29 protein-coding genes and 1 tRNA gene are annotated in these 26,400 nt (G+C 44.0%); 9 read left to right on the forward strand and 21 right to left on the reverse strand.

The window, feature by feature from the left end:
- Positions 1 to 9 precede the first annotated feature (9 nt).
- The 4 genes from ABWP14_RS08225 to ABWP14_RS08240 are packed head-to-tail and all read right to left on the reverse strand — an operon-like array spanning position 10 to position 4,046.
- On the reverse strand, positions 10 to 657 hold the full coding sequence (locus ABWP14_RS08225) for a phosphatidylserine decarboxylase (protein ID WP_353202488.1): 648 nt from the start codon (positions 655 to 657) through the stop codon (positions 10 to 12).
- 40 nt (positions 658 to 697) lie between these two features.
- Positions 698 to 1,714 carry a ketol-acid reductoisomerase gene (ilvC, locus tag ABWP14_RS08230; RefSeq protein WP_353202489.1) on the reverse strand — a complete coding sequence of 339 codons (1,017 nt, stop codon included), beginning with the start codon at positions 1,712 to 1,714 and terminating at the stop codon, positions 698 to 700.
- A gap of 53 nt (positions 1,715 to 1,767) precedes the next feature.
- On the reverse strand, positions 1,768 to 2,259 hold the full coding sequence (gene ilvN / locus ABWP14_RS08235) for an acetolactate synthase small subunit (RefSeq protein WP_353202490.1): 492 nt from the start codon (positions 2,257 to 2,259) through the stop codon (positions 1,768 to 1,770).
- A complete protein-coding gene (locus ABWP14_RS08240) occupies positions 2,259 to 4,046 on the reverse strand; it encodes an acetolactate synthase 3 catalytic subunit (RefSeq protein WP_353202491.1) in 1,788 nt (595 codons plus the stop codon). Before ABWP14_RS08240 ends, ilvN begins: the two co-directional genes overlap by 1 nt.
- A 193-nt stretch (positions 4,047 to 4,239) precedes the next feature.
- Between ABWP14_RS08240 and ABWP14_RS08245 the strand changes: the two genes are divergently transcribed.
- The 4 genes from ABWP14_RS08245 to ABWP14_RS08260 are packed head-to-tail and all read left to right on the forward strand — an operon-like array spanning position 4,240 to position 6,456.
- Positions 4,240 to 4,809, forward strand: coding sequence for an RNA polymerase sigma factor (locus ABWP14_RS08245; RefSeq protein ID WP_353202492.1), 570 nt, complete (start codon positions 4,240 to 4,242; stop codon positions 4,807 to 4,809).
- Positions 4,806 to 5,264: a DUF3619 family protein gene (locus ABWP14_RS08250; RefSeq protein ID WP_353202493.1), complete on the forward strand. Its 459-nt coding sequence runs from the start codon at positions 4,806 to 4,808 to the stop codon at positions 5,262 to 5,264. Before ABWP14_RS08245 ends, ABWP14_RS08250 begins: the two co-directional genes overlap by 4 nt.
- A 17-nt stretch (positions 5,265 to 5,281) precedes the next feature.
- Entirely contained in the window at positions 5,282 to 5,887 is a 606-nt protein-coding gene (locus tag ABWP14_RS08255) for a DUF3106 domain-containing protein (protein ID WP_353202494.1), read from the forward strand.
- Between the two features lie 32 nt (positions 5,888 to 5,919).
- On the forward strand, positions 5,920 to 6,456 hold the full coding sequence (locus ABWP14_RS08260) for an RDD family protein (protein ID WP_353202495.1): 537 nt from the start codon (positions 5,920 to 5,922) through the stop codon (positions 6,454 to 6,456).
- Here ABWP14_RS08260 and ABWP14_RS08265 read toward each other — a convergent pair.
- The 8 genes from ABWP14_RS08265 to ABWP14_RS08300 form a co-directional block, all read right to left on the reverse strand.
- The gene (locus tag ABWP14_RS08265) at positions 6,449 to 8,932 is read right to left on the reverse strand and encodes an ABC transporter permease (protein WP_353202496.1); all 2,484 of its coding nucleotides are present in this window, start codon (positions 8,930 to 8,932) and stop codon (positions 6,449 to 6,451) included. The genes ABWP14_RS08260 and ABWP14_RS08265 overlap by 8 nt on opposite strands.
- A complete protein-coding gene (locus tag ABWP14_RS08270; RefSeq protein WP_353202497.1) occupies positions 8,929 to 9,714 on the reverse strand; it encodes an SDR family oxidoreductase in 786 nt (261 codons plus the stop codon). Before ABWP14_RS08270 ends, ABWP14_RS08265 begins: the two co-directional genes overlap by 4 nt.
- A 33-nt stretch (positions 9,715 to 9,747) precedes the next feature.
- The gene (locus tag ABWP14_RS08275; protein ID WP_353202498.1) at positions 9,748 to 9,873 is read right to left on the reverse strand and encodes a hypothetical protein; all 126 of its coding nucleotides are present in this window, start codon (positions 9,871 to 9,873) and stop codon (positions 9,748 to 9,750) included.
- Positions 9,874 to 9,889: 16 nt separating this feature from the next.
- Positions 9,890 to 10,516 carry a PqiC family protein gene (locus ABWP14_RS08280; protein WP_353202499.1) on the reverse strand — a complete coding sequence of 209 codons (627 nt, stop codon included), beginning with the start codon at positions 10,514 to 10,516 and terminating at the stop codon, positions 9,890 to 9,892.
- Entirely contained in the window at positions 10,513 to 11,445 is a 933-nt protein-coding gene (locus tag ABWP14_RS08285) for an MlaD family protein (protein ID WP_353202500.1), read from the reverse strand. The genes ABWP14_RS08280 and ABWP14_RS08285 overlap by 4 nt, the downstream gene beginning before the upstream one ends.
- On the reverse strand, positions 11,442 to 12,218 hold the full coding sequence (locus ABWP14_RS08290) for an ABC transporter ATP-binding protein (RefSeq protein ID WP_353202501.1): 777 nt from the start codon (positions 12,216 to 12,218) through the stop codon (positions 11,442 to 11,444). The genes ABWP14_RS08285 and ABWP14_RS08290 overlap by 4 nt, the downstream gene beginning before the upstream one ends.
- Positions 12,218 to 13,390 carry an ABC transporter permease gene (locus tag ABWP14_RS08295; RefSeq protein ID WP_353202502.1) on the reverse strand — a complete coding sequence of 391 codons (1,173 nt, stop codon included), beginning with the start codon at positions 13,388 to 13,390 and terminating at the stop codon, positions 12,218 to 12,220. Before ABWP14_RS08295 ends, ABWP14_RS08290 begins: the two co-directional genes overlap by 1 nt.
- An 89-nt stretch (positions 13,391 to 13,479) precedes the next feature.
- A tRNA-Arg gene (locus tag ABWP14_RS08300) sits at positions 13,480 to 13,556 on the reverse strand.
- A gap of 18 nt (positions 13,557 to 13,574) precedes the next feature.
- Here ABWP14_RS08300 and greB point away from each other — a divergent pair.
- The gene (gene greB, locus ABWP14_RS08305; protein ID WP_353202503.1) at positions 13,575 to 14,075 is read left to right on the forward strand and encodes a transcription elongation factor GreB; all 501 of its coding nucleotides are present in this window, start codon (positions 13,575 to 13,577) and stop codon (positions 14,073 to 14,075) included.
- Positions 14,076 to 14,084: 9 nt separating this feature from the next.
- Here greB and ABWP14_RS08310 read toward each other — a convergent pair whose 3' ends face one another.
- Genes ABWP14_RS08310 through ABWP14_RS08325 form a run of 4 tightly spaced genes read right to left on the reverse strand, consistent with a single transcriptional unit; the run spans position 14,085 to position 18,311 of the window.
- On the reverse strand, positions 14,085 to 16,463 hold the full coding sequence (locus ABWP14_RS08310) for a RelA/SpoT family protein (RefSeq protein ID WP_502930160.1): 2,379 nt from the start codon (positions 16,461 to 16,463) through the stop codon (positions 14,085 to 14,087).
- Between the two features lie 15 nt (positions 16,464 to 16,478).
- Entirely contained in the window at positions 16,479 to 16,682 is a 204-nt protein-coding gene (gene rpoZ / locus ABWP14_RS08315) for a DNA-directed RNA polymerase subunit omega (RefSeq protein ID WP_011902918.1), read from the reverse strand.
- 44 nt (positions 16,683 to 16,726) lie between these two features.
- On the reverse strand, positions 16,727 to 17,365 hold the full coding sequence (gmk, locus tag ABWP14_RS08320) for a guanylate kinase (protein ID WP_353202504.1): 639 nt from the start codon (positions 17,363 to 17,365) through the stop codon (positions 16,727 to 16,729).
- A gap of 16 nt (positions 17,366 to 17,381) precedes the next feature.
- Complete coding sequence (locus ABWP14_RS08325; RefSeq protein WP_353202505.1) at positions 17,382 to 18,311, reverse strand: YicC/YloC family endoribonuclease; 930 nt, start codon at positions 18,309 to 18,311, stop codon at positions 17,382 to 17,384.
- A 43-nt stretch (positions 18,312 to 18,354) separates the two neighbouring features.
- Here ABWP14_RS08325 and rph point away from each other — a divergent pair, with 43 nt between their 5' ends.
- Genes rph through hemW form a run of 3 tightly spaced genes read left to right on the forward strand, consistent with a single transcriptional unit; the run spans position 18,355 to position 20,892 of the window.
- Complete coding sequence (rph, locus tag ABWP14_RS08330) at positions 18,355 to 19,095, forward strand: ribonuclease PH (protein ID WP_353202506.1); 741 nt, start codon at positions 18,355 to 18,357, stop codon at positions 19,093 to 19,095.
- Positions 19,096 to 19,105: 10 nt separating this feature from the next.
- On the forward strand, positions 19,106 to 19,699 hold the full coding sequence (rdgB, locus tag ABWP14_RS08335; protein ID WP_353202507.1) for an RdgB/HAM1 family non-canonical purine NTP pyrophosphatase: 594 nt from the start codon (positions 19,106 to 19,108) through the stop codon (positions 19,697 to 19,699).
- Positions 19,666 to 20,892: a radical SAM family heme chaperone HemW gene (hemW, locus tag ABWP14_RS08340; protein ID WP_502930161.1), complete on the forward strand. Its 1,227-nt coding sequence runs from the start codon at positions 19,666 to 19,668 to the stop codon at positions 20,890 to 20,892. Before rdgB ends, hemW begins: the two co-directional genes overlap by 34 nt.
- A 1-nt stretch (position 20,893) precedes the next feature.
- Here the strand turns inward: hemW and ABWP14_RS08345 are convergent, their stop codons facing one another.
- Both ABWP14_RS08345 and ABWP14_RS08350 read right to left on the reverse strand, forming a co-directional pair.
- The gene (locus ABWP14_RS08345) at positions 20,894 to 21,691 is read right to left on the reverse strand and encodes an enoyl-CoA hydratase/isomerase family protein (protein ID WP_353202509.1); all 798 of its coding nucleotides are present in this window, start codon (positions 21,689 to 21,691) and stop codon (positions 20,894 to 20,896) included.
- Positions 21,692 to 21,701: 10 nt separating this feature from the next.
- Entirely contained in the window at positions 21,702 to 22,712 is a 1,011-nt protein-coding gene (locus tag ABWP14_RS08350) for a Bug family tripartite tricarboxylate transporter substrate binding protein (protein ID WP_353202510.1), read from the reverse strand.
- 53 nt (positions 22,713 to 22,765) lie between these two features.
- On the opposite strand from ABWP14_RS08350, the gene ABWP14_RS08355 reads away from it, so the two are divergent.
- Entirely contained in the window at positions 22,766 to 23,992 is a 1,227-nt protein-coding gene (locus ABWP14_RS08355; protein ID WP_353202511.1) for a CaiB/BaiF CoA transferase family protein, read from the forward strand.
- Positions 23,993 to 24,001: 9 nt separating this feature from the next.
- Here ABWP14_RS08355 and ABWP14_RS08360 read toward each other — a convergent pair whose 3' ends face one another.
- The 3 genes from ABWP14_RS08360 to ABWP14_RS08370 all read right to left on the reverse strand — a co-directional run bounded on the left by ABWP14_RS08360 (position 24,002) and on the right by ABWP14_RS08370 (position 26,068).
- Positions 24,002 to 25,444: a sensor histidine kinase gene (locus ABWP14_RS08360; protein WP_353202512.1), complete on the reverse strand. Its 1,443-nt coding sequence runs from the start codon at positions 25,442 to 25,444 to the stop codon at positions 24,002 to 24,004.
- Between the two features lie 146 nt (positions 25,445 to 25,590).
- Positions 25,591 to 25,887: a hypothetical protein gene (locus tag ABWP14_RS08365; RefSeq protein ID WP_353202513.1), complete on the reverse strand. Its 297-nt coding sequence runs from the start codon at positions 25,885 to 25,887 to the stop codon at positions 25,591 to 25,593.
- A 1-nt stretch (position 25,888) separates the two neighbouring features.
- Positions 25,889 to 26,068, reverse strand: coding sequence for a hypothetical protein (locus ABWP14_RS08370; RefSeq protein WP_353202514.1), 180 nt, complete (start codon positions 26,066 to 26,068; stop codon positions 25,889 to 25,891).
- Positions 26,069 to 26,400 lie beyond the last annotated feature (332 nt).

A 26,400-nucleotide genomic window follows, 5' to 3' on the forward strand; every position in this document is an offset into this window, starting at 1 on the left:
GAAATCTAATTAATCTAGGCCTGGCAAACGAGCCAGGGCAGTATTTGTTGCAAAAACTTTATCGCCAACACTTACCATGGGTTCTGCAGTGAGCGGCAAATAAACATCCACTCTAGAACCAAAACGAATAAAGCCATAACGCTCTCCCGCTTTAAGTCGATCACCTACATGGATATAGCAAAGAATTCGGCGCGCTATTAACCCAGCCACTTGTACCAAGGTCACGATTTGACCATTGGCATCAATAACGACTGCATTACGCTCATTTTCGGTAGAAGCTTTATCTAGATCAGCGTTCACAAACTTGCCTGGAAAATACTGAATTTCTCTTACCAAGCCATTAACCGCACTTCGGTTCGAATGCACATTAAATACGTTCATGAACACACTAATTTTGAGCGCTTCACGACCAGCATAAGGATCAGTCGCTTTTGCAACCACAACAATCCGTCCATCAGCTGGAGATAAAACTAAATCGCGACCTAAGGCTGAAATTCGCTGTGGATCACGAAAGAACTGTAGAACAAAAATAAAAATAATCCAAAGCGGCCAAGACCAAACTAATCCACCTAGATAGTGAACCAATAAAGCAATGATCCCCACTAGCGCTAAATACGGCCAGCCTTCTTTTGCAATAATGGGGTGTGGATACATCATTCTGTTCTGAGCCTTTTATGTAATGCGATTGATGTACTTCTTAGTTCTTGGTCTGGTCAACTAATTTGTTCTTTGCAATCCAAGGCATCATGGCACGCAATTTAGCACCAACCACTTCAATCTCATGCTCCGCATTTAAGCGACGACGTGAAATCAATGTAGGAGCACCTGCTTTGTTTTCCAAGATGAAGCTCTTAGCATACTCACCAGTCTGAATATCTTTCAAACACTGACGCATGGCGTTCTTCGTATCTTCCGTAACAATTTTCGGACCAGTCACATACTCACCATACTCTGCATTATTAGAGATGGAGTAGTTCATATTCGCGATACCACCTTCATAGATCAAGTCAACGATTAACTTGAGCTCATGCAAGCACTCAAAGTAGGCCATCTCAGGGGAGTAGCCCGCTTCAACTAAAGTCTCATAGCCGGCTTTAATCAATTCAACAGCGCCACCACACAGAACAGCTTGCTCACCGAATAAATCAGTTTCAGTCTCTTCACGGAAATTTGTTTCGATAATTCCGGCCCGACCACCGCCGTTAGCAGTAGCGTAAGACAAAGCAACATCGCGAGCTGAGCGAGATTTATCTTGATATACAGCGATCAAATGAGGAACGCCTCCGCCCTGAGAATAAGTGCCGCGCACTGTATGTCCGGGTGCCTTAGGCGCAATCATGATCACATCTAAGTCAGCACGTGGCTGAACTTGACCATAGTGAACATTAAAACCGTGGGCAAAAGCTAAGGCAGCACCTTGCTTAATATTGCCGTGCACTTCTTGCTTGTACACATCACCGATTTGCTCATCAGGTAATAGCATCATCACAACATCAGCATCCTTAACTGCTTCAGCCACTTCTTTTACTGCCAACCCTGCATTGGTAGCTTTGCTCCAGGAAGCGCCGTCCTTACGTAAACCCACAGTGACATTAACGCCAGAGTCTTTAAGGTTCAATGCGTGTGCGTGACCCTGTGAACCATAGCCAATGATAGTCACTTTTTTACCCTTAATCAGGGACAAATCCGCGTCTTTATCGTAAAAAACTTTCATGCTCTTTCCTTGTATTGAAAATGTTTTGTTGCTTAATAAATCAGTTAAAAAAATTAGACCTTCAAAATTCGTTCACCACGCCCAATACCAGAACCACCCGAGCGAACAGTTTCTAGGATTGATGCGCGATCAATAGAATCAATAAAAGCATCTATTTTGGCGCTATCACCAGTCAGTTCAATGGTGTAGCTTTTATCAGTCACATCAATAATGCGGCCGCGGAAGATATCAGTGGTACGTTTTAATTCCTCACGCTCTTTTCCTACAGCGCGAACTTTAATCATCATGAGTTCACGCTCAATGTGAGGCCCCTCAGTCAAATCAAATACTTTGACAACCTCAACTAAGCGATTTAAATGCTTTGTGATTTGCTCAATCACATCATCAGATCCGACAGTAACAATTGTCATACGAGATAGAGAAGGATCTTCAGTCGGCGCAACACTCAAGGTTTCAATGTTGTAACCACGCGCAGAGAAAAGACCCACCACCCGAGATAAAGCACCCGGTTCATTCTCAATCAAAATAGAAATGATGTGTCGCATTAGAGATCCTCACTGCCCAACAGCATTTCGGTAATACCTTTACCCGCTTGAACCATAGGCCAAACGTTTTCTTCTGGGTCAGTTTGAAAGTCCATAAATACAGTGCGATCGTTTAGGCGAATAGCCTCTTTGAGTGCCCCTTCAACATCTGACTTTTTCTCGATCAGCATCCCAACATGGCCATATGCTTCAGCTAACTTTACAAAATCAGGCAAAGAATCCATATATGAACTGGAATAGCGCTTGTTATAAGTAAGCTCCTGCCATTGACGCACCATACCTAAGTAGCGGTTGTTTAAAGACACGATCTTGACTGGGGTGTTGTATTGCTTACAAGTAGACAGCTCTTGAATACACATCTGAATAGAGCCTTCACCAGTGATCGCAAAAACATCTTTATCAGGGAATGCCTTTTTGATTCCCATGGCATAAGGTAAACCTACTCCCATTGTGCCAAGACCACCAGAGTTGATCCAACGACGTGGCTTATCAAACTTATAAAACTGGGCAGCCCACATTTGGTGTTGACCTACATCAGACGTAATGAAAGCATCACCACCTGTTAGTTCATATAACTTTTGAACAACATACTGCGGCTTCACAATTTGGGAAGCTTCGTCGTACTTTAAGCAATCTTTTTTACGCCATTCATTAATCTGCTCCCACCATGCGGCAACTTTCTCACCGTTTTTACGGGGGGCGGCAGCTTTGAGTTGCGCAGTCATCTCTTGTAGTACTTCTTTGAGATTGCCAACAATCGGAACATCTACCTTCACGCGTTTAGAAATCACGGAAGGGTCAATATCAATATGAATAATTTTGCGTGGATGACTTGCAAAGTGAACTGTATTACCGATCACGCGGTCGTCAAAACGAGCTCCAATCGCAATTAATACGTCGCTATGTTGCATCGCCATATTGGCCTCATATGTTCCATGCATTCCTAGCATTCCGACAAACTGTGGACTGGAACCTGGAAAACCACCAAGACCCATCAAGGTATTAGTTACGGGATAGCCCAGTAGGTCAGCAAACTCTTTTAATTCAGGAGCAGCATCGGCCAAAATCACACCGCCACCGGTATAGATATAGGGACGCTGTGCTTCTTGCAGTAGAGAAATTGCTTTACGGATTTGCCCGCTATGCCCCTTCACTACGGGATTGTAAGAACGCATCTCTAAAGTTTCTGGATAAACAAACAGACCCTTAGCCGCTGAGACATCTTTAGGGATGTCAATCAATACTGGGCCAGGACGTCCCGTCTGTGCAATATGAAAGGCTTTTTTCAAAACCAATGGTAGATCTTTCACATCCTTAACCAGGAAATTGTGCTTCACAACTGGTCGCGTAATACCAACGGTATCCGCTTCTTGGAAAGCATCTTCACCGATAGCATATGTCGGAACATTTCCGCTAATGATCACCATCGGAATGGAATCGGTATAAGCAGTAGCAATACCAGTTACGGCATTGGTTACTCCGGGGCCAGATGTTACTAAGGCAACGCCAACTTTTCCTGTTGCGCGTGCGTAACCATCAGCCGCATGAACTGCTGCCTGTTCATGACGAACTAAAATATGCTCAAACTTATCCTGCTTGAAAATTTCATCATATATAAAGAGCACTGAGCCGCCTGGGTAACCCCAAACGTATTCAACCCCTTCTTTATGCAATGCTGTCACCAGCATTTCAGCACCAATCATTTCTATAGGTGCTGCTGCGGTATTTGGATTTGCTGAGTCTTTGTTAGCTTTAGTAGCTAAAAATTCGGCGCTGCTTGTATTCATTTTCTTTCGTCCTTTGCAATTTTCGGCAAAAAATTGATTGGTCTGTTCTGTCTCTTGCTTATGGCCCGAGTTCGAACGGCGCTGCTACCAGAAAAAACCACTTCGTAAATGAGAATCTAGGTAGTAAGCGCTATATTCTATAGCAATCCCCTAAAATAGATCATTTATCACCGATTCAGGTCTAATCGACTGCATGGCATCAGCCCAAGAACTATCTGACTTTCTGAGCAGCATTGAGCAGCGCGCCTTTAAGCAAGCGGTCTACGCTGTCCGTGACGATGACGCTGCCCTCGATATCGTTCAGGATGCCATGATTAAGTTAGCTGAAAAATATGGTGATCGACCTGCTGCTGAGCTCCCATTGGTGTTCACTCGAATCCTGCAAAATCGGATTCATGACTGGTTCAGACGTCAAAAGGTCCGAAATACCTGGGTCACTCTATTTTCGAATATGGGTAATAAATCAAGTAAAAGTGATGATTTTGACCCCCTAGAGTCACTTTCGGCGCCTGACGATAGCGTCATTCACCAAGATGCTGCTAAAAAACTAGAGCAAAGTCAGCTTTTACAGGCCCTAGAGTCAGAAATATCAAAATTACCTGTACGTCAACGAGAAGCCTTCCTAATGCGTTATTGGGATGAGCTTAGCATTTCTGAAACTGCCAAAGCAATGAGTTGTAGTGAAGGCAGCGTCAAAACGCATTGTTCTAGGGCAACCCAAGCCCTAGCTAAAGCATTGAAATTAAAAGGAATTACGCTGTGAAACACTCCGAAGATCAACTAAGCCAGAAGCAAGACGACCAATTTGGCCTGGCTAGTGCTGCCTTGCTACGCAGTGGCACCCTGCCAAAAGAAATCAAAGACCGTCTTTATGCAGCCCGTATGAAGGCTATTTCTCTTAAAAAACCTGAAAAACTTCGGGTTCGTAAACATGCTTTGGTAAGTTCCAGTGGGAACTGGAGTTCTAGATCTTCTAATCCGATATGGGACACCATTGGCTGGCTTGCGCCTCTCGTGGTTTTAGTTTTTGGCCTTATTGGTATTGCAGAATGGCAAGGTGATTCAAGAATCAATGATATTGCTGAAGTGGATGCTGCACTTTTAAGTGATGAAGTGCCGCCTGACGCTTATGCTGACAGAGGCTTTATGGCCTTCTTAAAAAATGGCCCGCTTTCTGACTCAAATAGTGACTCGACTGATTCAATACAAAGTAAATAATTAAAGAGTTCAGTCGAATGTCTTTTCACCTAAAGTCTTTTTTTGCTAGCGTTTGCCTAGCTATTGCTTTGGTTCCCATTACATCAAATCTTGCTCTAGCACAGACGACAAGCAGCGTCAGCAGTGCCCATAGTAGAGCGAGCGGTATTCCAGAAAAAAAACCAGACGGCACTTGGGAAAGTTTAAAACCCAGTCAACAAAAAATTCTGGCGCCACTTGAAAGCGACTGGGACTACATGCTGCCTGATAGCCGCAAAAAATGGACGCAGGTGTCTAACATCTACCCAAAAATGAGCTCACAGGATCAAGAGCGCCTTCAGTCTCGAATGGCGAGCTGGTCTAACCTCTCACAGAAAGAGCGCCGTCTTGCGCGTGACAACTATCTGAGTAGCCTCAAATTTCCTGCTGATAAAAAGGCTGAGGCTTGGAGTGCCTATCAAAAACTGAGCGATGAACAAAAAAAGAAATTAGCAGAATCTGAGGCCAAGAAAAAACCTACTGCTACAAGTGCCCCTACTTTACAACAGCAACCAAATAGGCAAAAGCCTGTTATCTTAGCTAGTCCACCAGCAGAATCTCCTACACCAAGTAGCAGCTCTGAAAGTAGTACCAGCAATAACTAACCCTTATTTACCAACGATGACTAAGCAGCTATATGACACCTGCTGAATTAAAAGCTTTGCCTTCACCCAGCTTTTGGCGACGTGTCTTCTGTGGCTTATATGAGCAATTAGTGTTGCTAGGTGTCATCGCACTTATCTTTCTATTGCCCAATCTGGGCTTAGGCGTCCTCTTTGGAATCGCACTACCGAGTTGGCTTACTTTTCTCTACCTATATATGGTACTTGGCATCTATTTCGTTTGGTATTGGACTAAGTCTGGACAAACCTTAGCCATGCAAACTTGGCGAATAAGAATCATTGGCAAAGATGGTCACACCTTGAATCGACGCCAGGCTTCTTGGCGTTATATGTTTGGCTCTCTGTGGATTTTTCCTTGTGTTGCGTTACAAGCTATTTTTCATCTGGAAAAGTGGCTCATCATTGAGATGTTATTTGCAGTGGTCCTTTTTCTTTGGCCACTATCCATCTTTTTTGATCGCAAGGATAAGGCATTACGCCAAGGATTACCTGATCGATTAGCAGGCACCCGCTTAGTCGAGCTTCCCAAAAATCTGGTAACACTCAAATAGCGCGCAGGCATTCAACTGCAGTAGCCTTTTGTATTCTTTTCTGAAAGTGGTATCCAGCTAATAAGCAGGACGAAACGCCAAACGCAAGGCCCATTATGAGCGATTGAAAAAACGAATGAAACTCAATCTCTAAAACATAACGCCCTAGAGCCCAAGCTGCCATTCCAGCAGCTATACCAGCGAGCGTACCAGCGATTGCGCCAATCAATATCAACTCGGTAGTAGCGATACGTGCCAACACCTGACGTGAAGCGCCTAGCGCCTTAAGTAGCGCTGCATTTCTAAAGCGTTCATCTTGAGTAGCTGAGATAGCAGCAATTAAAACTAAGACTGCTGCCAGCACTGTAAATGCAAATAACAAACTTAATGCTGCCGTTAGTCTGTTTAAAACCTCTTGAATCTGTTGTAAAGATGCCGTGACATCCACCACAGTCAGGTTCGGATAGGTTTGACTTAAACGAAAATCCAGATTATTACGATTTGAGTCTTGGTAATAAGAGGTAATCCATGATTGTGGCAACTGATTTAATGAGCTAGGCGGCATAATCACAAAAAAGTTGACCCGCATAGATCCCCAATCTAGCTTTCGAAAAGAAGTAATTGGGGCAGTTACTTTTTCTCCAGCCACTTCAAAAGTGAGCCGATCACCCAGTTTTAATTTTAAGGTTTTAGCAATTCCGATCTCAATCGAGACCTGAGGTTCATCGCCCTCAAACCATTTTCCAGAAAGTATTCTATTGCCGCTTGGTAATTCATTGGTATAGGAGAGATTGAATTCACGATCCACTAAACGGCGCGCATTCTCATCCTGATAGGCATTTGGTGAAATGGTCTGCTGATTAATATCAATCAACCGCCCCCGTACCATTGGATAAAAATCTGGCTTACCAACCCCCGCATCAATTAATAATTGATCAATACCTTGTTTTTGATTTTCTTGAACATTAATCATGAAGCGATTAGGCGCATTCATAGGGGTATTGCCCTGCCATGCACTGAGTAGATCTTGGCGTAATAACAAGATCAAGAGTAAGGCCATGATTGCAATCCCTAGGGCAGTAATTTGTACGATGGCATAAGTCACGCTCCTACCCTGGGCTACCAAAACAAAACGTAAGACAAAATACTGCGTACGAATCCGAGATAGCATCCTCAGTACCAACCAAGATATCAGAGAAAACAGCGCAACAGCAGCACCAAAACTCAGAGCAGTCCATAGAGCCAGTTTCCAATCACGTGCTGCAATACCAATCAGCGCTAGACAGGCACCAAGTCCAAAAAGTGCAATCCAAATTGCAGCACTCGGTAATCCTGCGTACTCTTTTCTAATTAATCGAACCGGTGAAACTTTTACTAATCCTAATAGTGGTGGAAGTGCAAAACCCATTAGTAGAAACCCAGATAAGGTAGCGCTCCACAGCACAGGCCAGAATGAAACAGACTGTAAATTACCAATGACTAAATTACCCAGCGCCAATAAAAGTAGCTGTTGTACTAAGAATCCTAAAGCAGACCCCAAAACGGCTGCAATCAGGCCTAGCCTCAATAGTGTTAGTAATTGTTTTTTAAAGATACTGGAGGAACTAGCCCCTAGGCATTTCAGCACCGCACAGGAATCGGCTTGCTTAAGGACATAGCGGCGAGAAGATAAGGCAATTGCCACAGCCGAAACCATTGCTGTTAACAAAGCAATTAGTGATAAAAAACGCTCTGCACGGTCCAAGGTTTTGCGCATCATGGGCTGAGCATTTTCCAGAGACTCTAACCTGACACCTCTTAATCCTTGCTTATCTATTTCAGTAGTTGCCCACTGTTCATAGGCTCGTATATCAGAATCAGTGCCCGCCAGTAATAGTCGATAAGTTACTCTGCTGCCCAGACCAACTAAACCTGTTTTTGGTAAATCGCTCAGAGACATCATGACTCTAGGAGCAAAATTCATAAAGCCTGCACCACGATCTAGCTCCTGAGTTAAAACGCCGTCAATCACAAATTGAGTGTTTCCTAACTTCAATCGATCGCCTACTGATGCTTTCAGAGTTGCAAGCATTGCAGCATCAACCCAAACGCTTCCGGGTGGTGGCCCTGAAAGAGAAGATTGTTGCTTCACTGGCTCTACTCGCAAAGCACCCCGCAAGGGATACTGGTCACTGACCGCTTTTAATGAAGCAAGCTTACTGTGCTCCCCTGAGCTTGCCATTGAGGGAAATACTACGGTATCAGCTATACGAAGACGTCTGTTTTGAGCCTCTTGTATAAAGCGCTCAGGTAAGGGCTGATCAGAGGCAAGTAATAAGTCAGAGGCAAGAAGTTGGCGCGCATCAAATGCAAAGGTTCTTTGCATACGGTCAGCTAAGAAGCTAACGCTCGATAGAGCTGCAACGGATAGCGTTAAAGCTACGATCAACCAAACTAATTCAGTTGATCGTAGTTCTTGGCTTAAGCCCTTAAAAAGGCGGGATAAAAATTTGCTCAAACTGCTTGTGTCTGGCCGCCATCTACCCGCATGACAGTGCCAGTAATATAGGAAGCATTTTGGCTGGCTAAGAATGCAGCTGCATCACCATATTCAGTAGGATCTCCATAGCGCCCCATTGGAATTAAGCGCAAACTTGATTTCACCACTTCTTCATAGGGAATAGACTCTCGCTTAGCTCGAGCTTCATCAAGTTGACGCAAACGCTCTGTAGCAACCCGTCCAGGCATGATGATATTGACAGTAATACCCTCTGCAGCCACTTCAGCTGACAAAGTTTTAGACCACGCTGATAAAGCAGCGCGAAGTGTATTAGAAATCGCCAAGTTTTTAATTGGCGCAATCGCACCTGAAGTCGTACTGGTAATAATGCGCCCCCACTTGCGTTCACGCATACCAGGTAATACACGATCCGTAATGGCAATTAATGAAAGTACCATATCGTTAAAACTTTTTTGCCATAAAGCTGGGTCTTGTCCAGTCGCCGATGTTGGAGGCGGTCCACCAGTATTGTTAATCAAAATATCAATTGGACCAAGCTCTTGCTCTACTCTCGAAACTAAGCCGTCAATGACAGAGTGATCGGATAAATCCCAATTGAGAGCAATGGCAACACCACCAAGCGCCTCAATGAGCTCAACAGATTTCTTTAATCCCTCAGGGTTTCGACCAGTAACAGCAACCTTTACCCCCTCCTTAGCCAGTGAGACTGCCATTGCCTGTCCAAGGCCGCGGCTTGAAGCCATCACTAAAGCAACTTTACCCTTGATACCTAAATCCATATATCCCCCGCCTATTTATGTTTCATCTAGTTGTCATGTCTGCTTTGCTACTAACTCTTTATAAACTGAGAACTCCGCTTTAATTTCTTTAGAAAAAACCTCTGGCCCATTGGCATTAATCCATGGATACTCATTTGCCATCATGTAAGAGTAAGACATAAACGATTTCATAAAATTACTGCCCCAGTGGTTTTGGTAATTTACCTGCATATTGATAAAGCTGCGCCTCATATTCCTTAAAGATCTCGGCAAGCGCTTGCTGCTGACCTAATACAAGCGCCTCAGGTGTATTGTCTTTAAGAGCGATCCGCCTCGAATAGCGATTTACACCAATAATGGGATTACCTTTACCAGCGTTAGCAACAGCTAGTACAAACTCAATTGACACCACTGCTTCTGGACGCACACGATAATCGCCATAAAAATCATTAATGGTTGTTTGGAGTGAATAAAAAGGGAAGAAACTATTTCCCTCACCCAGCGTTAGGGAAAAAATATTGGCCTGATTAAACCATTGACGTTCAGCACTAGCAATCATTTCTGCAGGAATTGCAGAATAGACGTTATAAAAATCTTTTTCATAGCGCTGATCGCCCAAACGATATACCAAAGACCTTCCATCAAAAGGGGGAGCTACTGAAATAGCGCCAATTTTTAACCAGTATTCTGTCCTAGGTTTATAAGGTGCTCCTGTGCGCTCTGGAGCAACCATCCATGCACTAGGTGCTACGGGTGCGCGTGTTGGTAAGGAACAGGCGACTAGAGTCAACAGCATTACTGTAATCAGAATAAAGCGCTTCATTTTGGAGCTCCTGATGGACTTTGTGTACCATTCATCGGCAACACGATCTTCGGTGGCGGTTCTGCCCAAATCAGACTCGCAGGCGACTGGCTTGCAATACGACTAAGCTCATTGAGGTTTTCGCTGGTTTGTTTGAGATTTTCTAATGTAGCTCCAGTATCCCCCTGAATACTAGTGATGGTTTGACGTAAAGAGGTCACTGCCCCGACAAGCTCACGCATCAAAATATCCAACTCATCTTTGTCGGTTACCTTAGCAATGCGAGACAGCAAGAGATTGAGGTCTTTAACCGATCGCACAAATCCTTCATTGCCCTTACTATCACCAACCATCATAGTATTTAAATTCATCAAGACCTCGTCCAATTTTTTCTGAGTTCGCTCGATATTCATTTCATTTGCTGAGGCGATAAACTTTTGTATACCAGAAATGATTTCATCAGTCTCATTTGGCATGGCTGGCATTACCGGGTACAAAGGATCCCATGTAAAGGGTAACGGTGGGTATTCTGAGGCGTTTTTCACAAAGTCAAACTCAATATAATTCACACCCGTAATACCCATAGACTTAACCCGAGCACGCAGATTTTCCTTTACGAAATGATTTAACTGCTCTCTTGTCAGCTCTTCTCCAAAAATTTTCATGCGCACTACTACATACTGCTTTCTTTGATCAAACGGTAGATCTTTTTCATAGGTATCTCCTGTTAATCCGATTGAAGTCACTTGCCCAATCTTCACACCCCTAAAACGAACAGCAGCACCAGCATCTAGGCCTGTAACAGATTGCTTAATATAGGTCTCTAAGTAAAAAGCTTGTTTGAAGAACTTGCCTGAACCAAAAGTTAAAATGACTGCGATAAGTACTCCGATTGCGACAAGCACAAAGGCACCGAGACGAAAATAATTGGGGTTAGAGTTATTACTCATGCTACATCCTTGCTCATAATGCGATTAAAGAATTGATGGACCCGCGGATCGCTGCTGGTATCTCTTAAAACCTTGGGATCACCTTCAGCAATAATGCCTTTGGCGCCCTTGTCCAACATAATGACCTTGTCAGCAATAGCATAAATGCTCGCCAATTCATGGGAAACGATCACAAAAGTAATCCCTAAATTTTTTGATAGATCGATGATCGTACTATCAAGATCCGCTGAAGTAATAGGATCAAGACCAGCCGAAGGTTCATCTAAAAATAAGATTTTGGGATCTAGCGCCATCGCGCGCGCAATGGCAGCCCTTTTTTGCATGCCCCCACTAATTTCACTAGGCATGTAGGACTCATAAGGAAGCAAGCCCACTAAATCTAACTTACAACGCGCCAAAAGATCCATTTCACTTTGGCTAAGCTGGGTATATTCCTGCATAAAAAGTGTGACGTTATCCAATAAATTCATTGAGCCAAATAAAGCGCCCTGCTGATACATCACTCCAAAGCTAGTCATAATCTTTTGGCGCTCTACACCATAGGCTGTAGTGATATTTAGACCTTCAATAAAAACATCCCCAGAGAGCGGCTCATAGAGTCCAAATAGATTTTTGAGAAGGCTGGACTTGCCACAACCTGATCCACCTAAGATTACAAAAATTTCACCATTATTAACTGTGAAATTGAGGTCCTTCATCAGTACATTGGATCCATATCCAACCATAAGATTTTGTACGTCAATCGCGTAGGAGCTTGGATGATCAATCGCCATTAGAAGCCTGTCCTATAGGAGATTACAGCAAAAATGCCATCTACTAATACGATCATCACAATGCTACTCACCACAGCCTTAGTTGCAGAAATGCCTACTGCTGCTGCACCCGTACCCGTCTGCATACCTCTAAGGCAGCCTACTGCAGAAACAACCACGCCAAAAAGCGTTGCTTTTATCAGTCCCGATGCAACGTCTTCGATCCCGACTGCAGCTAACATGCCGTTGTAAAAATTAATAAATGGAATACCGTATGCCAGCATCGTCAACATCGATGCCAATATGCTCACAATATCAGCATATAAAGTCAAAATGGGCATGACCAAGATTCCTGCAAGAACACGCGGCACCACTAAAAATCGGATGGGACTTAATCCGCCAGTAACCAATGCATCAACCTCACTATTAACGGTCATCGTGCCAATTTCTGCAGCAAATGCGGCAGAAGAACGTCCAGCAAGCAAAATGGCGGTAATTAATGGCCCCATTTCACGAACAATCCCTAAAGCAGCTATTGGACCCACAAAAGAGGTTGCCCCAAATTGCTGCATGCCAATAGCAGCCTGGAAAGACAAAATAACGCCAATCAGAAATGAAACCAAGCCCACTATTGGCAAAGCAGCAATGCCTGCTTGTACTGCTGCATTGACAAAATCACCCCAGCGCACTTGGCGTGGGTGCATAAGTGACCAGACCAAATCTGCAGATAAATGTCCAGCAAAGGTAACTAAGCCTTTGGTGTCGTCCAACAAATTTTGCGTGGCCATGCCAGCACTGACGATGAAACTTCTCTGCGGTTTGACTGCAGGAACTGGAAATAAATTGGTGATGGGATTGAATTCTTTTAACAAGGGTTGGTAGCGAGCATCAAGACCGACCAAAGTAAAGGTGCCACCAACTTTTTGTTGGGACTCTTGAATATCAATTAGAAAGGCCATTCCTGCGCCATCTAATGAGCTTACCTGAGAGGCGTCAAATATCAGCGTTTTGTTACTGGCATTACCCTGAGCTAACCATGCATTTTGTGCTTCCTGAACCTCAGTCCAGATTCCTCCAAGCGTGTAGACATCGACTTTTCCGCTTAGGAGGATTTTTGCATTTGTAGCATCAATCGGACTCCATACGGCAACTGGCGGGGTCTTAGCGATAAGGGTAGATTTTGAAATTACCATACCCAAACTATAAAGGGATCTGGGGCAGTACATAAAAAAGTGCTTCAAAATGAAGGGAGCCTAGTGAAAACTAGGCTCCCAATATGAAATGGTGCGGCTGGCAGGAATTGAACCCACGACCCCTTGGTTCGTAGCCAAGTACTCTATCCAACTGAGCTACAGCCGCAACAGTCATAATTATGCCATGGAAGAGAAGAATTACATTACCCCAACAGGACACGAACGCATTAAAAAAGAGCTTCTACAGCTCTTAAACCTCGATCGGCCAGAGGTTGTCAAGGTGGTCCATTGGGCTGCATCGAATGGAGATCGCTCCGAAAATGGTGACTATATCTATGGAAAAAAGCGTCTACGAGAGATTGATCGCCGAATTCGGTTTTTAAACCAACGACTTGAATTTGCTGTAGTTGTCGATAATTCTGCTCGTAAATCAGGTGATGCAGATGCTGATCAAGTTTTTTTTGGTGCCACAGTAAGCTACTCGCCGCTTGCTGGTTCATCAGCTGGCAAGGAAACCATCATCACTATTGTTGGTGTCGATGAAGTTAATTTAGATAAAGGACATGTAAGCTGGGTATCACCAATTGCAAAGGCTTTAATTAAGGCAAGACTGGGTGATTGCGTCAAAATTCAAACACCCACCGGCCCTGCTGAAATTGAAATTCTGAATGTCCAGTATCTTTGAGCAATGCGCCTAAATTGCCCGAGTCCGAATCACTCTCATCACGTCTGGGTTAGTCCGCAGGCTTCGCATCACTTTGGATAAATGGAGTCGGTCATACACTTGAATCGTAAACCGTATAGTGACTGAGTCTTCTTTATAACGGTCTTCCATTGAAACATTCATAATATTGGAATCAGCAGCGGTAACGCTACTAGCGACACGAGCGAGAACACCTTTGCCCTGCAGTGTATCTATTGCAAGATCAACTTCAAACTCACGATTGAGCTCTTTACCCCACTCAACCTCAACCCACTTATCGCTATCTTTTGAATGCATGCGCAATGCGATTGGGCATTCATTCGTGTGAACTTGCAGGCCCTCACCCTTACCGAGATAACCGATGATGCTATCACCGGGAATGGGATGACAGCAAGTTTGAAAACTAATCGAATTACCTTCGCGCCCATCAACTAAAATAGCTTGCCTTTGGTGGTGATGGATCTCTTGGGACGGCGCGACCCAATCTGCAGCGCCAAGACGCATCTGCTCAGATCCTCCTTCATCATCAATCAGAATCTTTAAGCGGATAGCAAGCTCTTGGGGAGACCGTCGTCCTAATGCAATATTGACGCAAGCCTCTTCGCGATTTTTATCGCCCGTCCAATGCATGAGTTTTTCCCAAATTTCTGGGGTAATTAATGCCCCATCAACCCCTTGCTGACGTAATGCACTCGCTAGCAATCTCTCGCCCAACTGTAAGGACTCTGCATAATGTTTTGTTTTCAAGGAATGCCGAATGGAAGCACGTGCCTTGCCCGTCCTCACAAATGCTAGCCAACCTGGATTAGGCTGTGAATTGGCTGAATTGATTACTTCAATAATGTCGCCATTCTTCAATTCACTTCTCAAAGGCAACTGCAATCCATTAATCTTGACAGCAACACAGGTATTACCTAAGTCACTATGAATAGAGTATGCAAAATCAAGTGCAGTAGCGCCACGCGGCAAAGCACGAATTTGGCCTTTAGGAGTAAAGACATAGACTGCGTCTGGGAAAAGGTCAATCTTCACATGTTCTAAGAACTCTTGTGAATCACCGCTACTGTCCTGAATATCAATCAAAGACTGCAGCCACTGATGAGCACGATTTTGAACTTCGCTCATATCAGGCGAGCCGTCCTTATAAGCCCAATGGGCTGCGACTCCAGCCTCTGCTACAGCATGCATTTCTGTTGTACGAATTTGAAACTCAACAGGAACACCGGATGGCCCTAAGAGAGTGGTGTGTAGTGATTGATAACCATTAAGCTTGGGAATGGCTATGTAATCCTTAAATTTTCCAGGCATCGGCTTGTACAAGGAATGCAATAAGCCCAGGGCGCGGTAGCACTCATCAATACTATGTACGGTTACCCTAAAAGCATAGACATCTAAGACTTGTGAAAAGCTTAAGTGCTTAGTTCGCATCTTGCTATAGATGCTAAAGATGGTTTTTTCACGGCCCCTAAGATCTACTTCTAAATTTGCTTTTGCAAATGCCATCCCGGTGGCTTGCAAAATCTTTTCAACCATTTCTTTACGATTGCCACGTGCCCGCTTGACTGCCCCCTCAATGACTCTAAACCGCATCGGCATAGCAAAGCGAAAGCTGAGATCTTGTAAATCGCGATAGATAATATTTAAACCTAAGCGGTGAGCAATCGGTGCATAAATCTCAATGGTTTCGGCGGCTACTCGGCGACGCTTCTCCATCGGTACCGCATCTAAGGTACGCATATTATGGGTACGGTCAGCCAGCTTCACTAGGATGACGCGGACATCCCTAGCCATCGCCATAAACATCTTACGAAAGCTCTCTGCCTGGGCTTCTGCATGACTCTGAAACTCTAATTTATCAAGCTTAGTAAGACCTTCAACTAGCTCTGCTACTTTATTGCCGAACTTTTCTACTAGATCTGCTTTGGAGGAGCCGGTATCTTCAATCACATCATGTAATAAGGCCGCCATGATTGAAGGCGCATCTAAGCGCCAAGTGGCGCAAAGTTCTGCAACTGCTACAGGATGGGTAATGTAAGGTTCGCCACTATGTCGATACTGACCTAGGTGTGCAGCATCAGAAAACTGAAATGCTTTTTTAATGAGCGTTATTTCAACTGGCTTGAGATAGCCTAGTTTTGCTAATAAACCTTCGATCGATACAACTTGATGTTTTAGCGGCGACTTGGGAGCAGAGGTGGGCCCAAATAAATGACGACTAGAGTGTGCCAACAAAGTGGCTAAGATAGATTTTTTATTCGCTTGTGGTTCAGCAACTAAAAGATCTGCTTGCCCTGCTAAACCAGAGGCCTCATTGGGTGAGACCCCTCCAGAATATTCCGATGATTTTGGTGAACCTAAAGGGAGCTCCACACCGGAACTCCTTTTTTACAAAGGTACTTTGGTCAACATGTCACGGTCAGTCACACCAGCAGCCACTTCACGTAAAGCAACTACAGTGGCTTTATCTCTGGACTCAACACGTGGCGAGTGACCTTGAACCAATTGGCGAGCGCGATAAGTTGCCGCCAAGACTAGTTCAAAACGATTTGGGATGGTTTTAAGGCAATCTTCTACAGTAATACGTGCCATGCTGGACTCACTTAATTTAGCTTCAATACCTATAGGATAACTGATTACACCCCAAGGCGCTTCAAAAGCGCTGGGTTTCGGGCCATGCTGGGTCCAGATCGAAGCCTGCTAGCAGCCAAAATGTACTTTAAGTCAGCCAAGGCCTGCTCAAAGGAGTCATTGACCACAATAAAGTCGGCCTCATGGGCATGTCCAAGCTCAATATGAGCAGCAGCTAAGCGGCGTTCAATAGTAGCTTCATCATCCTGACCCCGTTTACGTAAACGCTCCTCTAGGGCCTCGATTGATGGCGGGAAAATGAAGATCCACTGTGTTGACGGAATGATCTTACGTATCTGCTGAGCTCCCTGCCAGTCTATCTCTAGCATGACGTCGCTACCCGCTATCATCTGTGACTCAATCCAGGGGCGAGAGGTGCCATAAAAATGGCCATGCACTTCTGCCCACTCTAAAAACTGTCCTGCATCACGCTCACGTATAAAATCTTCTTTTGTGACAAAGCGATAATCTTTTCCATCGACTTCTCCTGAGCGAGGTGCACGAGTAGTTGTTGAAAGGGATAATTTCAAACCAGCGTCATCTTGCAGCAAAGCATTAACCAACGATGATTTACCAGCACCTGAAGGGGCCACAATCATCAACATACTGCCTTGATAGGAGGGAGACAAAATCGGACTAGTCATAAAGTGATTGTAAGGATTACTCTAAGTTTTGGACTTGTTCACGCATTTGTTCAATGAAAAGCTTAAGCTCTAATGCAGCTTGAGTACATTCTTCAGATACTGACTTAGAGCTCAGTGTATTGGCTTCGCGATTGAGTTCTTGCATCAGAAAATCCAGGCGTTTACCTACAGGGCCTTTACCTATCAAGGCTTTATCTACTGCGTCCAAATGGGTTTTTAGTCTGGCAAACTCTTCTGCTACATCGATTCTGACGGCATAGAGCACTACCTCTTGTCGTATCCGATCCATCAGTTCTGGGCCACCCTTAGATTGCTCTTGAGCGGCTAAGGCTTCAGACAAGCGCTCTGTTAATTTCTCTTGATACTGCGTCACGTAAAGAGGTACTTTAGGTTCGATGACAGCCACAATATCGCGCATCTTGCCTGTGATGTTGGTGAGCACGCCAACCAAGGATTTACCTTCAGCGCGGCGACTCTCTATTAATGAAGTTAGAGCGGCACGTCCAGCCTCGACTGTGGCAGCAATCCAACCATCTTCCTCGCCACGCGGTTCTGAAACGACTCCAGGCCAGCGCAAGATATCGGAGATCGTCATCTCAGTTGCCTTCGGAAAAGCTTCCTGTGCTTTTTCTTGAAGGGTATATAAAGCATCGAGACGCTCTTTATTAAGTGCCCCCAAAACATGTGAGTTCGCTTTACTACTAGAAGCAGCTCCTGCGTTAACCCGCCAAGCAGCTCTAAACTCCACTTTTCCGCGAGACAACTCTTGAGTCGCCATTTCTCTAAGGGCAGGTTCAGCCCCACGGCACTCGTCCGGAAGACGAAAGCCTAAATCCAGAAAGCGGCTATTAACAGCCCGACACTCCACCTGCAGATCAGCAACCACACCACCTCCTAGGGAGACTTGGCGGGAAGCGCTGCCATAACCAGTCATGCTCGATATCATAGGAACATTGTAGATTGATAGCTAACCCATAGGACCAAATTTCATGAGCGCCACAAATCCAGCCAATATGAGCCGCCCTAGCGGACGTCTTCCTAAGCAATTACGCCCTGTCAGCATTTCCAGAGCATTTACTAAGCATGCTGAAGGCTCTGTACTGATTGCCTTTGGTGACACCAAGGTGCTGTGTACGGCCAGCATCTTGGAAAAGGTGCCTCCCCATAAAAAAGGATCTGGTGAAGGATGGGTTACAGCAGAGTACGGCATGCTACCCCGCTCTACCCATACTCGCAGTGATCGTGAAGCGGCACGCGGCAAACAATCTGGACGTACCCAAGAAATTCAACGCCTCATTGGGCGTGCCATGCGCAGCGTCTTTGATCTCAAAATTTTAGGTGAGCGCACGATTCACTTAGATTGTGATGTTTTGCAGGCTGATGGCGGTACACGTACTGCCTCCATTACTGGTGCCTATGTTGCTGCACGTGATGCAGTAAACCAATTACTCAACAGCGGCGCACTGACCAAAGATCCCATCATCGATAGTGTTGCGGCAATCTCGGTTGGTATTTTTCAAGGAATTCCTGTGCTGGACTTGGATTACCCCGAAGACTCCTCTTGCGATACTGATATGAATGTAGTGATGACAGGTCAAGGCGGCATGATTGAAGTACAAGGTACCGCTGAGGGAGCAAGCTTCTCTAGAGCTGAACTAGATGCTCTTTTGGATCTAGCAGAACAAGGAATTGGCGAGTTAACCCAAATGCAAATCCAGTCCTTAAAATAATCAGTAAAGCATGCAAAAACTAGTCTTAGCCTCTAATAACGTCGGCAAACTGCGAGAATTTCAAGAGCTATTAGCGCCCCTTCATTTTGAGGTCATTCCTCAAGGAGATTTAGGGATTCCTGCGAGCGAAGAACCACATCATACTTTTGTGGAAAATGCTTTAACCAAAGCACGTCATGCAAGCGCTGCTAGTGGTATGCCGGCACTTGCTGATGATTCAGGCATCTGCGTCAAAGCCTTAGGCGGTCAGCCAGGTGTTTTCTCAGCACGCTATGCAGGTGAATCTGCTAATGATGCTGCCAACAATCAAAAATTAATTGCCGTTCTGCATGGCATTGAAGATCGAGCGGCGCATTATGTTTGCGCTCTAGTGATGGTGCAATACGCGAATGATCCTGAACCATTGATTATGCAGACACGTTGGCATGGTTTGTTTTTAGATGAAACTGTCGGTTCTCATGGTTTTGGTTATGACCCTCATTTTTTCTTACCTGATCTTCAAATGACTGCAGCCCAACTCACTCCTGAGCAAAAGAATCTTCTGAGTCATCGCGGCAAAGCATTACGAGAATTAATTTTTCAATTACAAGATCGAGCCAAGTGATGGCGATTAGCAGCAATGCCAACAAAATTGTGCTCACTGCACTTCCGCCATTGTCTTTGTATATTCACTTTCCTTGGTGTGAAAAAAAATGTCCTTATTGCGACTTTAATTCGCATCAAATTAAAGAAGGTGCAAGCCTTACATCTGGGTTTGATGAAGAGCGCTATATCAATGCATTGATAGCAGATCTAGAGACTGAGCTTCCTCGTATTTGGGGCCGACAAGTTCACAGCATCTTCATTGGTGGTGGTACGCCTAGCCTACTCTCTGCCCAGGGGATGGATAGTTTGCTGTCTGCCATACGCGCGCGTATCCATCTAGAACCCGATGCTGAAATCACGATGGAAGCCAATCCTGGTTCAGTAGAAACAGAAAAGTTTGCTGGTTTTACTAAAGCTGGCATTACTCGGGTTTCTTTAGGGATTCAAAGTTTTCAAGATCCACAGCTCAAAGCCCTAGGACGCATTCATAATGGAGCAGAAGCAAAGCGTGCTATTGAAATCGCTTTACAACATTTCAAATCAGTCAATTTAGACTTAATGTATGGCCTACCCATGCAGACCTTGGATGATGCCAAACGGGATGTGGAAACGGCTTTAGCCTTTAAGACGCCCCACCTATCTTTTTATAACCTTACACTTGAACCGAATACTTACTTTGCTAACTTCCCACCTAAGCTGCCTAGCGAAGATGTCGTGGATGCTATTTTTGAGCAAAGCCTAGACCTGCTGACTAAAGCGGGATTGAAGCGTTATGAGATATCTGCGTATGCCAAGCCAGGTATGGAGTGCAAACATAATTTAAATTACTGGCGCTTTGGTGATTACATTGGTATTGGCGCTGGTGCTCATGGAAAAATTTCTTTTCCTGACAAAATTACTCGTCAGGTTCGTGAACGCCATCCAGAAACCTATATGCAGGCCATCGAACAAAAAGGCAATGCGTTGATAGAGTCTAAAGATATTCCTGCGGCTGATCTTCCTTTTGAATTCATGCTCAACACCTTGAGGCTAACGGATGGTGTAGCTACTAATACCTTCACTGAGCGTACAGGACTTCCGCTAAATACGATTAGCAAAGGATTGGATGAGGCGAGCAAAAAGGGTCTACTTGATCCCGATCCCACAGTTCTAAAAGGAACCCCTCAGGGATTAAGGTATCTGAATAATCTTCAAGAACTATTTTTAGATTAACTTACTTTCCGGTCCATCTTGGAGCAACTCCACTCAAAAAAGATGCGACGCCATGCTTAAAGTCAGCACTCGCATAGGTCTCACTAATTAAATCCTGACAATCAGTTGCTTGATTAGCAATTTGTCTTGCCAGCATGAGCTTTGAGGATTTTTGTGTGATTGGGGCTAAAGATCTAAGGCGCTCAGCCAATGCATGAACTTCTTGATCGAGATCTTTCGCTTCACATATATTGAATAAATATCCTTGCTTCAATAGCTCTGGCGCAGAAATCATTTCTGCCAATAGCAGCATGCGCTTGACGATCGGAACACCTAAATGACTGACTAACCACGCTAAATTACTAGCCGATAAACAATTTCCCAGCGTTTTAGCAATCGGAACTCCAAAGCGTGCATCTGGGGTAGCAATGCGAAAATCACAGCAGGTGGCGATTGCCAAACCACCACCTACAGCCATGCCCTCAATCACCGCAATGGTTGGAATGGGCAGCATTGCTAAGGGAGCCAGGTATTGATCGATTCTCTCTTCGTAGTGAATTCCGTCTTGTCCGCTTTGAAAATCTGCGAACTGAGCAATATCACTACCGGCTACAAAAGACTTTCCTCCAGCGCCACGCAGAACCAGAACCCGAATTTCTGGATTCTTCGCAATATCCATGCATAGGGTCTGAAGGCTCTGATACATACCCACCGTCATAGCGTTGCGGGCAACTACATGATCAAAGGTCATGTAGGCAATATTGCCGCGCACCTCCAAGACTACTTGCGCAAGCTTATCCTGATGCTCTTGAGAGCTCATGAATGATGGCTCACTCAGGTTTGATATTTAAACTTTTCACCAAGCGTTGATATTTAGTAAGCTCACCTGCCAAAAAGAGACTAAATGCTGCTGGAGTTGTAGGCCCTTCTGGCTGTAACCCTTGTGAATCAAGCGTTTTCTTAATCTCAGGATCATTCATTGCACCTTTAACTGCTTGGTCAATTTTATTGACTACTGCAGGGTCCATGCTCTTTGGCCCCATCACGGAATACCAATTGGTAACATCAAAACCGACAATACCTACTTCATTAAATGTGGGCACATTGGGCAGTAGGCTTAAACGTTTTGGTGTAGAGATCGCTAAAGCCTTTAAATTACCTTGCCTAATTTGCTGCAAATTTGGTGGCAAGGTATCAAAGTTCATCGTAATTTGACCACCGAGTAAATCGATAATCGCTTGACCGCTTCCTTTATAGGGAACGTGATTCATCGTAATACCAGCAATCTTTGAAAATAGTGCGCCTGCTAAATGTTGCGTACTACCAATACCAGATGAACCGTATGTCATTTGCCCTGGATTGGATTTAGCCAAAGAAATCAGTTGCGCTACGGTGTTCACTGGCAATGATGATTTGACAACCAAAACATTAGGCACATATCCCAAATAGGTAATGGGTGTGAAATCGGTAGCTGGGTTATAAGGAACATTTGTGAGAACAAAAGGCGATATGGCATTGGAATTAGAGTGCCCCATTAAAAGGGTATATCCATCAGGGTTTGATTTAGCGACTAAATCAGCTCCGATAGTTCCTGCGGCGCCTGACCTATTCTCAATCACAATAGTTTGTCCCAAAATCTCACTCATTTTAGGGGCGATTGCACGCGCCACAATATCAGTTCCACCACCAGGAGCAAAGCCAACAATTAAACGAATAGGCTTAGTAGGATAGTTTGTCTGTGCAAATGAGAGTAAAGGAAAAGCGCTGATCATCAGCGCTAGAAGAATACGAGCCGTGGACTTCGGCGCAATCAGCAACATAGAGTCTCCAATTTTTTTCATTGTGTTTGATACTATTCGAAGACCATTCTAAACATATATAAACCATTGAGACAATGATGAAAACACCTATAAATCAGATAAAACCACCATTACCTCTTGCTGGAGTGAGGGTATTGGATGTCAGTCAGGTCATGGCAGGGCCATATTGCTGCATGCTCCTAGCCGATCTAGGAGCAGATGTTATTAAGGTAGAGCCTCCTGGTACAGGAGATCAAACCCGAGGGGCGATGGGTTTCAAGATGAAAGGTTCAGATAGCATGGGCTTTCTGAATATGAACCGCAATAAACGCAGTATTACCTTGAACCTAAAAACTGACGCCGGTAAAAAAGTGTTTTTTGAATTAGTCAAAACTGCGGATATTTTGGTTGAGAACTATCGACCTGGTGTCATGAAAAAACTGGGTATTGACTACCCTACTCTTCAAGTCATCAACCCTGGCTTGGTATATGCCAGCATCTCCGGCTTTGGTCAAACTGGACCTTGGGCAGATCGTCCAGGCTTTGATTTAATGGCACAAGCGATGTCAGGCATCATGAGCGTGACTGGCTACCCTGATGGCCCACCTGTAAAAGCGGGGGTTCCAGTAGCTGATATTGGTTGTGCCCTATTTGCGGTATACGGCATCTTGTCTGCTTATATCGGTAAAACAAAATCCGGCGAAGGTCAATTCATCGACGCCTCCTTATTTGACTCTGCATTAGCGTTTTCAATTTGGGATACCGCTCAATACTGGGGTACTGGCGTTGAACCCTATAAGCTTGGTACTGCAAATCATATGAGTGCACCCTACCAAGCTATGAAATCTGCTGACGGATATTTTGTGATGGGGGCAACCAATCAAAAACTATGGAAGCTCCTGTGCGAAAAAATTAATCGTCCAGATTTATTTGAGGATGCGCGCTTTATAACAAATCCATTGCGCCTAGCCAATCGCTTAGAGTTAGCTGCTGAATTAGAAAAAACCTTTATTCAAAAAACCAGTGAAGCATGGGTAGATCTGTTGTTAGCTGCAGGTATTCCTGCAGGGCCGATAAACACTTATCCTCAGGCATTTGATAGTGATCATGGGCAACATCGCAAAATGCGGATGGAAATCGATCACCCCATTGAAGGCAAAGTCCCCAATATTGGATTTGCCGTAAAAATGAATGGCACCCCTCAACAGGTGCGCAGACACCCCCCTTTATTGGGTGAACATAATAGTGAGATATTGGCAGAGCTAGGGATCACAACTGAGGCTATTAGTGCCCTTGAGGCTGGCGGAGCTTTTACTCCTTAAAGAGCTTGGCTAAAGAGGAGATTTTAAGGAGAGCCGTATCACAAATTGCGCTCCACCATTTTCTGCATCCTGATAAAAAATCTTACCACCATGACGCGTAATAATATGTTTACAAAGCCAAAGCCCTAAACCCATCCCCTTTGATTTACTGCCAGTAAGCAAATCAAAAAGATGCGCTTGAGATGATAGGGGCACACCCATTCCATTATCAGTGACAGAGATTTCAGTACCCTCGGAAATGTACCGCCCTTTAATGGAAATAATCTTTGGAGATTGATTATTGGTGTTTAGCGCCTGAATCGCATTACCCACCAAATTCAACATGACCTGCTGCAACTCGTCACGATTCCCTTGAATTCTAAATTCAGGATCTAAACTGAGTTTCAGTTGAATTTTTTGGGCCGTAAGTTCAGGCTTAAGGATGCTAGCGATGGATTCCATCAGATTGGGGAAGATAAATCTTTCTACACCAACCTTCTTATCTGAAAAAATTCCCTTCAAAGAGCGAATAATGCTTGCAGATCGCTGATTGTCAACCATCAAGGTATTTAAAATTTCTACTTGCGTTGCGGTGCTTAAATCACCATCAGCTAATTTCTTCTGCAAATACTGAATATTTAAACTAGTAGCAGCTAGCGGTTGATTTAACTCATGCGCAATGGAGGCAGACAATGCACCAGTGACTGATGTTTTATTCGCTTTTAGCAAAGATGCTATTAATAGCTCCCGCTCATCCAAAAGAGATTTAATTTCCGTATTTTCAACCCTCTTTTGATAGTTATCGATTGAAATACGTTCAGCCCAATATGCAATAGTAAAAATATATGAAAGGGTATTAATTAACAAAATTCCTACAGTGATTAAGATCAATATCTGAGGAATTTCAGAAACCATGCTGATGACTGTTGAAGATGAAAATAAAAAGAAGATGCGATAAAGGTTCAGCGCCATTTCAATAAAACTTAAATACTGTAATAGGCGAAGCGCAATGGATGGATTGCGTTTTCTCTTAATTTTTAGCTGAATAATTTGCCACAGAAAAAGAAGTGACATTATTGATGCTAGAAATATCGTTCGACTCTCATAAGTTCCGGCTACCCTCATGGCTTCAAAAGTACCAAAAAATATGAGCGCCGAAATACCAAAAGCAATAAATTCTTTTTTAGAAACTACCCTATTCAGAGATGAAAAGAATAAGGCCTGTAAAGCTGCAGCGATATAAAAAAGGGTATTGGAGACGGTAAAGTTAAATTGGGGATTCATCACATCTTCAACCCAGAGGATGCCGATGCCAAAGGTGGTCAGTGCTAGTACACTAAAAAATAAGGAGGGTATCCAAAATTGTCCAGGACGTACTGTCAGTTTTGCGCGATAGTAAAAGAAGACACCAAGCAGTAGTCCAGCCTGAATAATGGCTAATATAAAGAAATACAGAGAAATCAGTAACTTCATACTGTTACATACGCTACTGTTTTTAAATAATCACTACTCATTTACTCTTTCAATAGGAATCACTGATATAGCATTGTCAATTATTGCTACTAGAGTTTAATTGATACAAACCGAATGACTAATTTGACCATCAGCACTGAATAAGCTCAAGAACAATACTTACCCTCTAGACTTCGGACATCACTCAGCTTGTCATCGACCATCAGGTTTAGGGTCTTATTGGCAATTTCTCTGTTTTCGGCTGTTTTAAGACTCTGATGAATCAACATTCCAACATCTTTTCGAATGGCGGTATTGCCATATCGTAAGTGCTTCAAGGTCCCCACTGCTTCAGCTGAGATCTTACATTGCTGGGTAACGAGCTCTGCGGAGTCAGATACGTTATTGGCATAAGCCAATGCCGCTACAGAAATACAAGCAATGGCCAATAAAGTTTTTTTCATCTTATTTCCTTAATTTATATCCACATGTTGGACAACAACCAAGATCTTTAGCCTTGGTTTTTCTTAATGCCGCATACACACCAGATTCCGATATCTCTAGTTTTCGAGCTGCTTGGGCAGCAGTCATCCCCTTCCCTATGTATTCAAGGGCTATTTGTGTTTTTGCTATTTGTTGCTTCATTTACTCTCCCAGTAACTTTACTATACTACAGGAGTACTGAAGTTCACAAGTATAGTAATAAAATCAATGAAAATACCTTGAGCGCAAGTAGCTTAGGATTAATTAGGAATAGTTAGAACGATTTTGTGGAGAAGAAAAAGCCCCTAAAAGGGGCTTTTTATCTAATGGATTATCCTAAGATCGAATAATTATTAATAAGGACCCTAAGGCTTAAAACTACCCTTTCATCATCTCATCACAAAGGGGTTGCCACTTACTGCCCCATTGTTAATCCATACTGTTTTTACTTGTAAGTATTCTTTGATGGCATCAATACCGTTTTCTCTACCAAG

The organism is Polynucleobacter sp. (assembly GCF_040400325.1).
Lineage (GTDB): Bacteria > Pseudomonadota > Gammaproteobacteria > Burkholderiales > Burkholderiaceae > Polynucleobacter.

Excerpts from the sequence above, each read along its gene's own strand:
- ABWP14_RS08245 (WP_353202492.1), top strand. The coding sequence starts at position 4,240 with ATGGCATCAGCCCAAGAACTATCTGACTTTCTGAGCAGCATTGAGCAG.
- ilvN (WP_353202490.1), bottom strand. The coding sequence starts at position 2,259 with ATGCGACACATCATTTCTATTTTGATTGAGAATGAACCGGGTGCTTTA.
- rph (WP_353202506.1), top strand. The coding sequence starts at position 18,355 with ATGAGCGCCACAAATCCAGCCAATATGAGCCGCCCTAGCGGACGTCTT.
- ABWP14_RS08225 (WP_353202488.1), bottom strand. The coding sequence starts at position 657 with ATGATGTATCCACACCCCATTATTGCAAAAGAAGGCTGGCCGTATTTA.
- ABWP14_RS08270 (WP_353202497.1), bottom strand. The coding sequence starts at position 9,714 with ATGGATTTAGGTATCAAGGGTAAAGTTGCTTTAGTGATGGCTTCAAGC.
- ABWP14_RS08290 (WP_353202501.1), bottom strand. The coding sequence starts at position 12,218 with ATGGCGATTGATCATCCAAGCTCCTACGCGATTGACGTACAAAATCTT.
- ABWP14_RS08275 (WP_353202498.1), bottom strand. The coding sequence starts at position 9,873 with ATGTCTTACTCTTACATGATGGCAAATGAGTATCCATGGATTAATGCC.
- ABWP14_RS08285 (WP_353202500.1), bottom strand. The coding sequence starts at position 11,445 with ATGAGTAATAACTCTAACCCCAATTATTTTCGTCTCGGTGCCTTTGTG.
- ABWP14_RS08280 (WP_353202499.1), bottom strand. The coding sequence starts at position 10,516 with ATGAAGCGCTTTATTCTGATTACAGTAATGCTGTTGACTCTAGTCGCC.
- greB (WP_353202503.1), top strand. The coding sequence starts at position 13,575 with ATGGAAGAGAAGAATTACATTACCCCAACAGGACACGAACGCATTAAA.
- ABWP14_RS08355 (WP_353202511.1), top strand. The coding sequence starts at position 22,766 with ATGATGAAAACACCTATAAATCAGATAAAACCACCATTACCTCTTGCT.
- rdgB (WP_353202507.1), top strand. The coding sequence starts at position 19,106 with ATGCAAAAACTAGTCTTAGCCTCTAATAACGTCGGCAAACTGCGAGAA.
- rpoZ (WP_011902918.1), bottom strand. The coding sequence starts at position 16,682 with ATGGCACGTATTACTGTAGAAGATTGCCTTAAAACCATCCCAAATCGT.
- ABWP14_RS08370 (WP_353202514.1), bottom strand. The coding sequence starts at position 26,068 with ATGAAGCAACAAATAGCAAAAACACAAATAGCCCTTGAATACATAGGG.
- ilvC (WP_353202489.1), bottom strand. The coding sequence starts at position 1,714 with ATGAAAGTTTTTTACGATAAAGACGCGGATTTGTCCCTGATTAAGGGT.
- gmk (WP_353202504.1), bottom strand. The coding sequence starts at position 17,365 with ATGACTAGTCCGATTTTGTCTCCCTCCTATCAAGGCAGTATGTTGATG.
- ABWP14_RS08295 (WP_353202502.1), bottom strand. The coding sequence starts at position 13,390 with ATGGTAATTTCAAAATCTACCCTTATCGCTAAGACCCCGCCAGTTGCC.
- ABWP14_RS08345 (WP_353202509.1), bottom strand. The coding sequence starts at position 21,691 with ATGAGCTCTCAAGAGCATCAGGATAAGCTTGCGCAAGTAGTCTTGGAG.
- ABWP14_RS08350 (WP_353202510.1), bottom strand. The coding sequence starts at position 22,712 with ATGAAAAAAATTGGAGACTCTATGTTGCTGATTGCGCCGAAGTCCACG.
- ABWP14_RS08255 (WP_353202494.1), top strand. The coding sequence starts at position 5,282 with ATGTCTTTTCACCTAAAGTCTTTTTTTGCTAGCGTTTGCCTAGCTATT.
- ABWP14_RS08260 (WP_353202495.1), top strand. The coding sequence starts at position 5,920 with ATGACACCTGCTGAATTAAAAGCTTTGCCTTCACCCAGCTTTTGGCGA.
- ABWP14_RS08365 (WP_353202513.1), bottom strand. The coding sequence starts at position 25,887 with ATGAAAAAAACTTTATTGGCCATTGCTTGTATTTCTGTAGCGGCATTG.
- ABWP14_RS08240 (WP_353202491.1), bottom strand. The coding sequence starts at position 4,046 with ATGAATACAAGCAGCGCCGAATTTTTAGCTACTAAAGCTAACAAAGAC.
- ABWP14_RS08360 (WP_353202512.1), bottom strand. The coding sequence starts at position 25,444 with ATGAAGTTACTGATTTCTCTGTATTTCTTTATATTAGCCATTATTCAG.
- ABWP14_RS08325 (WP_353202505.1), bottom strand. The coding sequence starts at position 18,311 with ATGATATCGAGCATGACTGGTTATGGCAGCGCTTCCCGCCAAGTCTCC.